Source organism: Piscinibacter sp. PDB5-1 (assembly GCF_056676035.1).
This window is the reverse complement of sequence record NZ_JBWVZL010000001.1, coordinates 1,252,249-1,263,930: the sequence shown is the minus strand read 5'-3', so window position 1 is coordinate 1,263,930 and position 11,682 is coordinate 1,252,249. Positions and strand designations below refer to the sequence as shown.

Sequence of the window (11,682 nt, the reverse complement as noted above, 5' to 3'; positions counted from 1 at the left end):
CCGGGCGAGCCATCGGCGGCATCCGCAAGAACGATGGGGGCTGGCGCCGCCATCGTTCGAAAGAACTACCCGCGCATCGAAATGCGCCGGGTTTGATGTGCGTCATCCCCCGAGGGGCGCTCCTCGGGCGATGGCGCAGGGGTCACGGCTGTCCGCTGTGTTGGGTTCGGACAGAGGTGCCGACGGTCCAACGGGCGCGCGCCCGCGAGGCCTCAGCGTCGGGCGGGCGCCGGCTGCCGGGCGTGCCAGGCCTGCACGGCGGCCAGCATGGCCTTCACGTGGCCGTCCGGGTCCATCGCCGAATGCACCTGCAGCACGCGGCCCTCGGGCGAGATGGCGTACGAGATGCGGCTGGCCATGCCGGGCATCAGCGCCATCCCGGCGTCGTACTTCTTGATGACCTTGGCATCAGGGTCGGCGGCCACCGCGAACTTGTTGCGGCAGGCCTCGACCGAGAACTTCTTCAGCGTGTCGAGGTCGTCGTTCGACAGGCCGACGACCGTGGCGCCCAGGGCCTCGAAGCTCGGTGTGGCTTCGGCGAAAGCGTGCGCCTCGATGGTGCAGCCCGAGGTGAAGGCCTTCGGATAGAAGTACACGACGACCGGGCCCTTCTTCAGTGCATCGGCCAGCTGGAAGCGAAAGCCCTTGCCGCCCAGCGCGGCGTCGGCCGTGAAGTCGGGGGCGGGCGCGCCCACCGGCAGCGCGGCCCAGGTGGGTGGGGCGATGAAGCCGAGCGCCAGCGCCAGGCCGGCCGCGCAGCCCAGGCGACGGCGCGAGGTGGCGGCGGGGGTGGGGGGAACTGCGAACGATTTCATGGCGGGGTGGACTCCTTGCGGGTGGGGGCCATGCGCGTGACGCTGGCATGACGAAAGGCGCAACTTCAAACGCCGAATTTGCTCAGACTTCAACCCCAGCGGATCGTTCGGCGTTGCCGCCGCCCGACTGCCGGTGTTCTCGGCGTGTGTTGCAGGCGGCCAGCATAGGCGGTGCGACGACGCCCCGCTCAGGAGTGCACGCGCATGGTCCCGACGTCATCTCTCGAACCGGCCCCGGCCCCCGCCGAAGGCGCACGCGCGCTGGCGTTTCGCACGCTGCTGTACCGCTACCTCTTCTTTGCGTGGCTGTTTCGTGACGTGAACCGGGGCAACCTGTTCGAGCGTGCCGCCGCGTGGCGGCACAACCTTGCGCAGGCGCACTGGCTGTTCGTCTACCTGCGCCGCTGGCTGGTGCTGGGCACGGGCTTCTACGCGTTGGGCAGCCTGGCCGAATACGGCCTGGGGCAGGCGGTGCTGTCGGCCTTTTTCTATGTGCCCAGCGCGCTGAGCGTCGCGGTGAACGCCGTGATCGGCGTGGCCATTGCCGGCTTCAAGATGCTGCCCGGGCCGGCGCCTTGATGGCCGTGCCAGGGGCTTTGCGCGTCGTTGTGGGGCAGAGCCCGCTGCGCCAAACGGACAGGGGCCGGATGCGACGTCGGGTTCAGCGTCGCCGGATGTTCTTGTCGATGATGGCCGCGAGGATGCACCCGAAAGTCACCAGCCGGACCAGGTAGAACAAGGGCTCGTGTTCCGCCGACACGTTGCCCAGCAGGCCGAGCGCGGCGCGGTTGAGGCTGTCCACCGCGAAGGCCAGCGCAAACAGCAGAAAGAAGCGGTCGCGTGTCTTGCGCCAGAAGCGCAGAAAGAACAGCGCCGCCACGAACGAGGCCATGGCGATGGCACCCAGCATGAGGTTTTGCATCGTGGGTGCCTCTTACTCTGAATCGAGGATCAGGCCGTACAGCAGCACGCACATCGCGACCAGTGCGGTGGCGCTGCGCCACATCGACAGGTCGACGCTGGTCGGGAAGATCAGCTTGTCGGCCACCAGCAGCAGGTTGTTGACCGCCAGCCCGACGAAGCACAGGCCGCTCCACAGCAGCAAGCGGTAGCCGCCGCGCCGGTAGGCCAGCAGCAGCAACACGGCGCACAGCGTGGCTGCAATCGCGCAGGCGGTGTAGACGACGCTGGGCATCATCGGCTGTCCTTTCGCAGGTGAAAAGCGTCGGCGAATTCCTGGATGCGGCTGCCGGCCTTGGCGTGGATGAGGTGGGTGATCGGGATCAGCTGCACCGAGTACAGCGTCACCAGCGCCGCGAGCGTCTGGGCGTCGCGCTCGTTGGCCGGCTGCAGTCGCCAGCGGGGCGCGACCCTCGTGGTCAGGCGCTGCCGTTCGAGCCGATCAAGCACCAGGGCGGCTTCGTCGGGCGTGATGTACAGACGCTCGGCCAGCGTGGCGGCGTCCCATTCCGCGTCGGGCTGGCGCGACATCAGGGCCAGGGCTTCCATGTCGGCGATCGACTCCACCCGGTGCAGCACGAAGGCGCGCAGGTCGGGCGGTATGGGGTCGGAAGCGGTGGGCTTGCCCTTGGGCGAAGACGTCGTCATGCGCGGCGTTGACAGGGCTCGGGGCGGGCAACAAAGCGCGGATGTTAAAGGTCGACATGTGAGATGTCGTCTTGTCAGACTTGTCCTACAACGCCTTCGGATCACCGTCCGACACGGTGGAGAAACCCCACGACACACAATACTTTTCAAGTGATCGTGGCCTTGCCATGCTCGCCACCCCACGCCTGCCCTTGCGGCCACTCGGAGAACCCCCATGGAAGTGCTGGACACCCCGGCCGTTGCCGCGCGCGACGAGCAGCAAGAACTGACGGCCTTGTTGGGCGCTCTGAACGCGCTGCGGCGTGGCGATGCGAGCGTGCGCCTGCCCCTGCATTGGGAGGGCATCGCCGGCCGCGTGGCCGAGGCCTTCAATGACGTGGTCGAGCAGAACGCCGCCATGGCCGAAGAGCTAACACGGCTGTCGCAGGTGGTCGGCAAGGAAGGCAAGCTCAAGCAGCGCGCTTCGCTGCGGGAGTCGCGTGGTTTCTGGGGCGAGTCGGTCGAGTGCATCAACTCGCTGATCGACGACCTGGTGCACCCGACCTCTGAAGTGGCGCGGGTGATCGGTGCTGTCGCCCAAGGCGACCTGTCCAAGAGCATGGCGCTTGAAGTCGAAGGCCGGCCGCTCGAAGGCGAGTTCTTGCGCACCGCCAAGACCATCAACAAGATGGTCGAACAGCTGGCCAACTTCTCGGCCGAAGTGACCCGTGTGGCGCGCGAGGTGGGCACCGAAGGCAAGCTCGGCGGCCAGGCGAAGGTGAAGGGCGTGGCCGGCACGTGGAAAGACCTGACCGACTCGGTCAACTCGATGGCCGGCAACCTGACCGACCAGGTGCGCAACATCGCCGACGTGACCACCGCCGTGGCCAAGGGCGACCTCTCGAAGAAGATCGACGTGGACGTGAAGGGCGAGTTCCTCACGTTGAAGAACACCATCAACACCATGGTGGACCAGCTGCGTTCGTTCGCCTCTGAAGTGACGCGCGTGGCCCGCGAGGTGGGCACCGAAGGCATCCTGGGCGGGCAGGCGCGGGTGGAAGGCGTGTCGGGCACCTGGAAAGACCTGACCGACTCGGTGAACTCGATGGCGGGCAACCTGACCTCTCAGGTGCGCAACATCGCGGACGTGACCAAGGCCGTGGCGGCGGGTGACTTGTCCAAGAAGATCACGGTGGACGTGAAGGGCGAAATCCTGGAGCTGAAGAACACCGTGAACACCATGGTGGACCAGCTGCGAAGCTTCGCCGCCGAAGTGACGCGCGTCGCACGCGAAGTGGGCACCGAAGGCATCCTGGGCGGCCAGGCCGACGTGCAAGGCGTGGCCGGCACGTGGAAAGACTTGACCGAGTCGGTCAACTTCATGGCCGGCAACCTGACCTCTCAGGTGCGCAACATCGCCGAAGTGACGACGGCCGTGGCCGCGGGTGACCTGTCCAAGAAGATCACGGTGGACGTGAAGGGCGAGATCTCGGAGCTGAAGAACACCATCAACACCATGGTGGACCAGCTGCGAAGCTTCGCGGCCGAAGTGACGCGGGTGGCACGCGAGGTGGGCACCGAAGGCAAGCTGGGCGGCCAGGCCGATGTGCAAGGCGTGGCCGGAACGTGGAAGGACTTGACCGACTCGGTGAACCTGATGGCGTCGAACCTCACGAGTCAGGTGCGCAACATCGCCGACGTGACCAAGGCCGTGCAGGCCGGTGACCTCTCCAAGAAGATCACGGTCGACGTGAAGGGCGAGATTCTTGAACTCAAGGCCACCATCAACACCATGGTGGACCAGCTGTCGTCGTTCGCCGCCGAAGTGACCCGCGTGGCCCGCGAAGTGGGCACCGAAGGACGACTCGGCGGCCAGGCCCAGGTGCCCGGTGTGGCCGGCACGTGGAAGGACCTGACCGACTCGGTGAACTCGATGGCGGGCAACCTGACCTCTCAGGTGCGCAACATCGCTGACGTGACCAAGGCCGTGGCGGCGGGCGACTTGTCCAAGAAGATCACGGTGGACGTGAAGGGCGAAATCCTGGAGCTGAAGAACACCGTGAACACCATGGTGGACCAGCTGAGAAGCTTCGCGGCCGAAGTGACACGGGTCGCGCGCGAAGTGGGCACCGAAGGCAAGCTCGGTGGCCAGGCCGACGTGCAAGGTGTGGCCGGCACGTGGAAAGACTTGACCGAGTCGGTCAACTTCATGGCCGGCAACCTGACCTCTCAGGTGCGCAACATCGCCGAGGTGACGACGGCCGTGGCCGCTGGTGACCTGTCCAAGAAGATCACGGTGGACGTGAAGGGCGAGATCTCGGAGCTGAAGAACACCATCAACACCATGGTGGACCAGCTCTCGTCCTTCGCCGCCGAAGTGACACGGGTCGCGCGTGAGGTGGGCACCGAAGGCAAGCTGGGCGGCCAGGCCGACGTGCAAGGCGTGGCCGGCACCTGGAAGGACCTGACCGAGTCGGTGAACTCGATGGCGTCGAACCTGACCTCTCAGGTACGCAACATCGCGGACGTGACCAAAGCCGTGGCGGCGGGCGACTTGTCCAAGAAGATCACGGTGGACGTGAAGGGCGAAATTCTCGAACTCAAGGCCACCATCAACACCATGGTGGACCAGCTGCGAAGCTTCGCCGCCGAAGTGACGCGCGTCGCACGCGAAGTGGGCACCGAAGGCATCCTGGGCGGCCAGGCCGACGTGCAAGGCGTGGCCGGCACGTGGAAGGACTTGACCGAGTCGGTCAACTTCATGGCCGGCAACCTGACCTCTCAGGTGCGCAACATCGCCGAGGTGACGACGGCCGTGGCCGCGGGTGACCTGTCCAAGAAGATCACGGTGGACGTGAAGGGCGAGATCTCGGAGCTGAAGAACACCATCAACACCATGGTGGACCAGCTGCGATCGTTCGCCGCGGAAGTGACCCGTGTGGCCCGAGAAGTGGGCACCGAAGGCAAGCTGGGCGGGCAGGCCGATGTGCAAGGCGTGGCCGGCACGTGGAAAGACCTGACCGACAGCGTGAACCTGATGGCGTCGAACCTGACCTCGCAGGTGCGCAACATCGCCGACGTGACCAAGGCTGTGCAGGCCGGTGACCTGTCCAAGAAGATCACGGTCGACGTGAAAGGAGAGATCCTGGAACTGAAGGCCACCATCAACACGATGGTCGACCAGCTCTCGTCCTTCGCGGCCGAAGTGACCCGCGTGGCCCGTGAAGTGGGCACCGAAGGGCGCCTGGGCGGCCAGGCGCAGGTGCGCGGTGTGTCGGGCACCTGGAAGGACCTGACCGACAACGTGAACTTCATGGCCGGCAACCTGACCTCGCAGGTGCGCGGCATCGCCAAGGTCGTGACGGCCGTGGCCGATGGCGACCTGAAGCAAAAGCTGACGGTGGAGGCCAAGGGCGAGATCGCCGCGCTGGCCGACACCATCAACTCGATGACCGACACGCTGGCCATCTTTGCCGACCAGGTGACGACCGTGGCGCGCGAAGTGGGCGTCGAGGGCAAGCTCGGTGGCCAGGCCAAGGTGCCGGGCGCGGCCGGCACGTGGAAGGGCCTGACCGAGAACGTGAACGAACTCGCGGCCAACCTGACCACGCAGGTGCGCGCGATTGCCGAGGTGGCGACGGCCGTGACGCAGGGCGACCTGGCGCGTTCGATCACGGTGGAGTCTCAGGGCGAGGTGGCCGCGCTGAAGGACACCATCAACGAGATGATCCGCAACCTGAAGGACACGACGCAGAAGAACACCGAGCAAGACTGGCTGAAGACCAACCTCGCCAAGTTCAGCCGCATGCTGCAAGGCCAGCGCGACCTGGTGACGGTGGGCCAGTTGATCTTGTCCGAACTCGCACCCGTGGTCGGTGTGCAGCAGGCCGAGTTCTATGTGATGAGCACCGTCAACGACGTGCCGCGCCTGAAGCTCTTTGCCAGCTACGCCTCGGGCGGGCAGCAGACGCACGGCAAGGAGGTGGACCTGGGCGAGGGCCTGGTCGGCCAGTGCGCCATCGACGCCGAGAAGATCTTGCTGACCAACGTGCCGAGCGCGGCCTTCCGCATCGCCTCCGGCCTGAGCGAAAACGCCGCGATGGACGTGATGGTGCTGCCGGTGGTGTTCGAAGGCGAGGTGCGTGGCGTGCTCGAACTGGCCTCGCTGCAGCGATTCAACCCCGTGCACGAAGGCTTTCTCGCGCAACTGACTGAATCGATCGGCATCGTGATCAACACCATCGAGGCCAACTCGCGCACCGAGGACCTGCTGAAGCAGTCGCAGTCGCTGGCCGAAGAACTGCAAAGCCGCCAGCAAGAGCTGCAGCAGACCAACGAAGAGCTGCAAGAGAAAGCCAAGCTGCTGGCCCACCAGAACCAGGAGGTCGAGCGCAAGAACGCCGAGGTCGAACAGGCTCGCCAGGCGCTGGAAGAAAAGGCCGAACAGCTGGCGCTGACCTCGAAGTACAAGTCGGAGTTCCTGGCCAACATGTCGCACGAGCTGCGCACGCCGCTGAACTCGCTGCTCATCCTGAGCGACCAGCTCTGCAAGAACCCCGAGGGCAACCTTTCCACCAAGCAGGTCGAATTCAGCAAGACCATCCACTCGTCGGGCAACGACCTGCTGATGCTCATCAACGACATCCTCGACCTGTCGAAGATCGAGTCGGGCACGGTGCAGGTGGACGTGAGCGAACTGCGCCTGGACGACCTGCAGCGTTCGGTCGAACGCGGCTTCCGCCACTTCGCCGAATCGAAGCAGCTCGACTTCTTCGTCAACATCGAGCAGCCGCTGCCCAAGTCGCTGGTCACCGACGTCAAGCGCCTGCAGCAGATCATCAAGAACCTGCTGTCGAACGCGTTCAAGTTCACGCACCAGGGGCGCGTCAGCTTCTCGATCGCCCCGGCCAGCGAAGGTTGGTCGCCTGACAACGACGAGCTCAACCGTGCCTCGCAGGTGATCGCGTTCTCGGTCAGCGACACCGGCATCGGCATCTCGGCCGACAAGCAGCAGATCATCTTCGAGGCCTTCCAGCAGGCCGACGGGTCGACCTCGCGCAAGTACGGCGGCACGGGTCTGGGCCTGGCGATCAGCCGCGAGCTGTCGCGTCTGCTGGGCGGCGAGATCCGCCTGGCCAGCGCGCCGGGTCGGGGCAGCACCTTCACGCTGTACCTGCCGCAGAGCTACAACCCCTCGCGCAGCGCGCGGCACGGCCGCCCGGTGAGCCCCGAGACCGAGAAGGACGAGAGCCCGCGCACCCTGAGCGAGGCCATGCGCGCCAACGTGCGCCGGGGTGAGTTCACCGGCATGGCCATCGCCGAAGCCTGGCCCGGCACGGCCAGCGAAAGCATGCCGCGCGGTGGCGACGACACGGTGTTCGCCAACCTCGCCGACGACGACCGCGACGAGATCGCCACCGGCGACCGCGTGCTGCTCATCGTCGAGAACGACCTCGCCTTCGCCAAGGTGCTGCTCGACGCGGCGCGCCAGGCAGGCTTCAAGGGGCTGGTCAGCGGCACCGGCGCCGGCGCGCTGACCCTGACCCGCGAGTACCACCCCTCGGCCATCACGCTCGACATCCACCTGCCCGACATGCAGGGCTGGCGCGTGCTCGACCGCCTGAAGGCCGACCAGGAGACGCGCCACATCCCCGTGTGCGTGGTGTCCACCGACGACTCGCGCGACCGCGCCCTGCAGGCCGGGGCGCTGGGTTTCCTGGCCAAGCCGCTGCAGTCCAAGGACGAGGTGGACGCCACCTTGCTCGAACTGCACGCCTACACGGGGCGCACGCACAAGAAGCTGGTGGTGGCGATGCCGGACTCGCCACAGCGCACGAAGCTGCTCGGCATGCTCGACGACGACATCGAGGCGCTGCTGGTCACCGACGCGGCCTCGGCCCGCGACGCGTTGGCCGAAGCCGATTGCCTGCTGGTCGATGCCGCCTCGCCGGTGTTCGGCCCGGGGGACGTGGCCGACGCCATGGACCGCCGCGGTGGGGTGCGTCAGCTGCCCGTGGTGGTGGCCGGCAGCGTGGTGCCGGGCTCTCGCTGGCGTGGTCGCCACGGCGGCTTCGCGCTGCGCGAGGCGGCTGACGAGGTGGCGGTGGTGGCGCAGGTCACCGCGATGCTGCACCGCAGCCCCGCCACCATGTCGGACGCCGAGCGCCAGGCGGTCGAAGCCGTGCTCAGCGCGCCGCGCGCCCTCGAAGGCAAGAAGGCGCTCATCGTCGACGACGACATGCGCAACATCTTCGCGCTGGCCACCGTGCTCGACAACGAAGGCATGGTGATCGTGTCGGCCGACAACGGCCGCGAGGCGATCCGCTTGGTCGAGAGCGACCCCACCATCGACATCGTGCTGATGGACATCATGATGCCGGAGATGGACGGCATCGCGACCATGCAAGAGATCCGCAAGCTGCCGCGCGGGCGCGAACTGCCGATGGTCGCGGTGACGGCCAAGGCCATGAAGGGCGACCGCCAGAAGTGCATCGAGGCCGGCGCCTGGGACTACCTCTCGAAACCGGTGGACCCGATGAACCTGCTGGCGGTGCTCAGGGGCTGGCTGTGCTGCTGAACTCGGGGTTTCTCGACCTCGAGCCCGACCCGTCGGAGACCAGCCGCATCCTCATCGTCGATGACCTGCCCGAGAAGCTGCTGGTCTTCCAGACCGTGCTGCAGGAGCTGGGGCAGGAGATCGTCTGCGTGCGCTCGGGCAGCGACGCGCTGCGCGAGGTGCTCAAGCACGAGTTCGCGGTCATCCTGCTCGACGTCAACATGCCCGACATCGACGGCTTCGAGACGGCCGCGCTGATCCGCCGGTACAAGCGCTCGGCGCACACGCCCATCATCTTCATCACCTCGTACGCCGATGAGGTGCAGACGCTGCGTGGCTACGAGCTGGGCGCGGTGGATTACATCCTCTCGCCGGTGGTGCCCGACGTGCTGCGCTCGAAGGTGCGCGTGTTCGTCGACCTGCACGTGCTGCAGCGCCGGCTGCGCCGCCAGGCCGACGAGCGCGTGGCGCTGGCCAAGTCGGAAGCCGCACGGGCCGCGGCCGAAGAGGCCACGCGCCGGTCCGAGTACCTGTCGCACGCGAGCCGCATCCTGAGCGCCTCGCTCGACGTGCGGGTGGGGATGCGGCGCCTGCTCGAACTGGTCGTTCCGCACCTGGTGAGCGTGGCCACCGTGGCGATGATTCCCGATCAGGTCGGCGAGCCCAAATCGCTCACGGCGCGTGCGCGCCTCGCGCCCGGCGGGGCGGACGACGCCCCCATCGAAGTCGAATGGATCGAGCACCCGTTTGAGAGCCTGCCCGAGGCCTGCCGGCGGGCCTTCGCCTCCGCGATGGTGTCCCAGCAGATCGAACGGCCCGGGCTCGACGGCTGCCAGGCCATGCTGCCGCTGGTGACCGGCGAGCGTTCGGTGGGGGGGCTGCTGCTCGATGGCCTGCACGAGCCCACCGACTGGCGCACGCTCGAAGAACTGGCCAGCCGCGCCGCCATCGCCTTCGAGAACGCACGCCTGTACCGCACGCTGCAGGTCGAGATCGACGACCGCCGGCTGGCCGAGGCGAAGCTGCAGCAGTCGAGCCAGCGCAAGGACGAGTTCTTGGCGATGCTGTCGCACGAATTGCGCAACCCGCTCGCGCCCATTCGCAATGCGCTGGAGGTCATCCGCCGCGTCGCGCCGCCCGACCCCAAGCTCAAGTGGGCGAGCGAAGTGACCGGCCGGCAGATCAACCACCTGACGCACCTGGTGGACGAGTTGCTCGACGTGGCGCGCATCAGCCAGGGCAAGATCGCCTTGCAGGCCGAGTTGCTGGACCTGCGCGCGGTGGTCGCGCACGCGGTCGAGACCGCGCGGCCCTTCATCGAGGCGCGCCGCCACCACTTCGCGCAACACCTGCCCGAGGCGCCGGTGTGGCTGAAGGGCGATGCGGCGCGGCTTGCGCAGGTGGTGGGCAACCTGCTGCACAACGCAGCCAAGTACACACCCGATGGCGGGCAGATTGGGCTCGACCTGCGCATTGAAGAGGGCCGCGCCGTGCTGAGCGTCACCGACAACGGCGTGGGCATCGAACCCGAGCTGCTGCCCAATGTGTTCGAGCTGTTCGAGCAGGGCAAACGGTCGCTCGACCGCAGCCAGGGTGGCTTGGGCGTGGGGCTCACGCTGGTGCAGCGCCTGGTGCAACTGCACCACGGCCGGGTCGATGCCTTCAGCGCCGGCCCTGGCCAGGGCGCCGAGTTTCGCGTGCGCCTGCCCTGCCTTACCGAGGTGCAGCCGGGTGAAGCCTCGGCGGCCGCGGCACCGGCCCCTTCAGCGCACGGGGGCTACCGCGTGCTGGTGGTCGACGACAACCACGACGCCGCCGAGACCACAGCCGTCTTCCTGCAAGTGGCCGGCCACGAAGTCAAGGCGGTGAACGATGCCTACGAAGCGCTCGGCTGCGTCAGCAGCTTCGCACCCGACGTGGTGGTGCTCGACATCGGCCTGCCGGGGCTCGACGGCTACGAACTGGCGCGCCGGCTGCGGCGCCTGCCCGAGACCGAACGCTCGTTCCTCATCGCAGTGACGGGCTATGGGCGCCAGGGCGACCGCGTCGCGGCCTTGGAGGCCGGCTTCGACGAACACCTGATGAAACCCGCCGAGCCGGCCAAGCTGATCGAGGTGATCGGCGCGTGGCGGCCGGTGGCCGGCGAACGCCTGCCGAACGCCCGCTCGGGGCGTCAGTAGACCCGGCCCTTCTTGAACTGCGCGCGCGTGGTGCGCGTGCGCTCGGTGGCGCGGTCGATGGCGGCGAACGATCGCGCCGCGTGCGCATGGCACACCGCCAGGCCCAGCGCGTCGGCGGCGTCCTTGCCGGGCAGGCCGGGCAGCTTGAGCAGGCGCATCACCATGTCCTGCACCTGCTCTTTGCGCGCGTGGCCGAGGCCGACGATGGCCTTCTTCATCTGCAACGCGGTGTACTCGGCCACCTCGAGCCCGCACGACACCAACCCGGTGACGGCCGCGCCGCGCGCCTGGCCCAGCAGCAGGGTGCTCTGCGGGTTGACGTTGACGAACACGATCTCGACCGAGGCACAGGTCGGCTCGTAGCGCGCCACCACCTCGCGGATGCCGTCGTAGATGACCTTCAGCCGCAGCGGCAACTGGCCCGCGTCGACCGCATCGGTCTTGATGGTGCCGCTGGCCACGTAGTGCAGCTGCGCGCCATCCACGTCCACCACGCCGAAGCCGGTGGTGCGCAAGGCGGGATCGATGCCGAGGATGCGCATGG

At 67.3% G+C, this 11,682-nt stretch carries 8 protein-coding genes; 3 read left to right on the top strand and 5 right to left on the bottom strand.

The features are described from left to right. Positions 1-212: 212 nt before the first annotated feature. Positions 213-815 carry a peroxiredoxin gene (locus AC1KAT_RS05690; protein ID WP_480323664.1) on the bottom strand — a complete coding sequence of 201 codons (603 nt, stop codon included), beginning with the start codon at positions 813-815 and terminating at the stop codon, positions 213-215. 204 nt (positions 816-1,019) lie between these two features. Here AC1KAT_RS05690 and AC1KAT_RS05685 point away from each other — a divergent pair, with 204 nt between their 5' ends. Continuing rightward, positions 1,020-1,394, top strand: coding sequence for a hypothetical protein (locus AC1KAT_RS05685; protein ID WP_480323662.1), 375 nt, complete (start codon positions 1,020-1,022; stop codon positions 1,392-1,394). Positions 1,395-1,476: 82 nt separating this feature from the next. Here AC1KAT_RS05685 and AC1KAT_RS05680 read toward each other — a convergent pair whose 3' ends face one another. The 3 genes from AC1KAT_RS05680 to AC1KAT_RS05670 are packed head-to-tail and all read right to left on the bottom strand — an operon-like array spanning position 1,477 to position 2,423. Beyond that, the gene (locus AC1KAT_RS05680; RefSeq protein ID WP_480323660.1) at positions 1,477-1,737 is read right to left on the bottom strand and encodes a DUF5985 family protein; all 261 of its coding nucleotides are present in this window, start codon (positions 1,735-1,737) and stop codon (positions 1,477-1,479) included. 12 nt (positions 1,738-1,749) lie between these two features. Continuing rightward, on the bottom strand, positions 1,750-2,013 hold the full coding sequence (locus tag AC1KAT_RS05675) for a DUF5985 family protein (protein ID WP_480323658.1): 264 nt from the start codon (positions 2,011-2,013) through the stop codon (positions 1,750-1,752). Beyond that, complete coding sequence (locus AC1KAT_RS05670) at positions 2,010-2,423, bottom strand: hypothetical protein (RefSeq protein ID WP_480323656.1); 414 nt, start codon at positions 2,421-2,423, stop codon at positions 2,010-2,012. Before AC1KAT_RS05670 ends, AC1KAT_RS05675 begins: the two co-directional genes overlap by 4 nt. Positions 2,424-2,637: 214 nt before the next feature. On the opposite strand from AC1KAT_RS05670, the gene AC1KAT_RS05665 reads away from it, so the two are divergent. Then, positions 2,638-8,979 carry a HAMP domain-containing protein gene (locus AC1KAT_RS05665; protein ID WP_480323654.1) on the top strand — a complete coding sequence of 2,114 codons (6,342 nt, stop codon included), beginning with the start codon at positions 2,638-2,640 and terminating at the stop codon, positions 8,977-8,979. Continuing rightward, positions 8,970-11,138 carry a response regulator gene (locus tag AC1KAT_RS05660; RefSeq protein ID WP_480323652.1) on the top strand — a complete coding sequence of 723 codons (2,169 nt, stop codon included), beginning with the start codon at positions 8,970-8,972 and terminating at the stop codon, positions 11,136-11,138. The genes AC1KAT_RS05665 and AC1KAT_RS05660 overlap by 10 nt, the downstream gene beginning before the upstream one ends. On the opposite strand, the gene ruvC is transcribed toward AC1KAT_RS05660, so the two are convergent. After that, positions 11,132-11,680, bottom strand: coding sequence for a crossover junction endodeoxyribonuclease RuvC (gene ruvC, locus AC1KAT_RS05655; protein ID WP_480323650.1), 549 nt, complete (start codon positions 11,678-11,680; stop codon positions 11,132-11,134). The two genes, AC1KAT_RS05660 and ruvC, sit on opposite strands and share 7 nt — an antisense overlap. Positions 11,681-11,682 lie beyond the last annotated feature (2 nt).

Excerpts from the sequence above, each read along its gene's own strand:
- AC1KAT_RS05685 (WP_480323662.1), top strand. The coding sequence starts at position 1,020 with ATGGTCCCGACGTCATCTCTCGAACCGGCCCCGGCCCCCGCCGAAGGC.
- AC1KAT_RS05670 (WP_480323656.1), bottom strand. The coding sequence starts at position 2,423 with ATGACGACGTCTTCGCCCAAGGGCAAGCCCACCGCTTCCGACCCCATA.
- AC1KAT_RS05680 (WP_480323660.1), bottom strand. The coding sequence starts at position 1,737 with ATGCAAAACCTCATGCTGGGTGCCATCGCCATGGCCTCGTTCGTGGCG.
- AC1KAT_RS05675 (WP_480323658.1), bottom strand. The coding sequence starts at position 2,013 with ATGATGCCCAGCGTCGTCTACACCGCCTGCGCGATTGCAGCCACGCTG.
- AC1KAT_RS05690 (WP_480323664.1), bottom strand. The coding sequence starts at position 815 with ATGAAATCGTTCGCAGTTCCCCCCACCCCCGCCGCCACCTCGCGCCGT.
- ruvC (WP_480323650.1), bottom strand. The coding sequence starts at position 11,680 with ATGCGCATCCTCGGCATCGATCCCGCCTTGCGCACCACCGGCTTCGGC.
- AC1KAT_RS05665 (WP_480323654.1), top strand. The coding sequence starts at position 2,638 with ATGGAAGTGCTGGACACCCCGGCCGTTGCCGCGCGCGACGAGCAGCAA.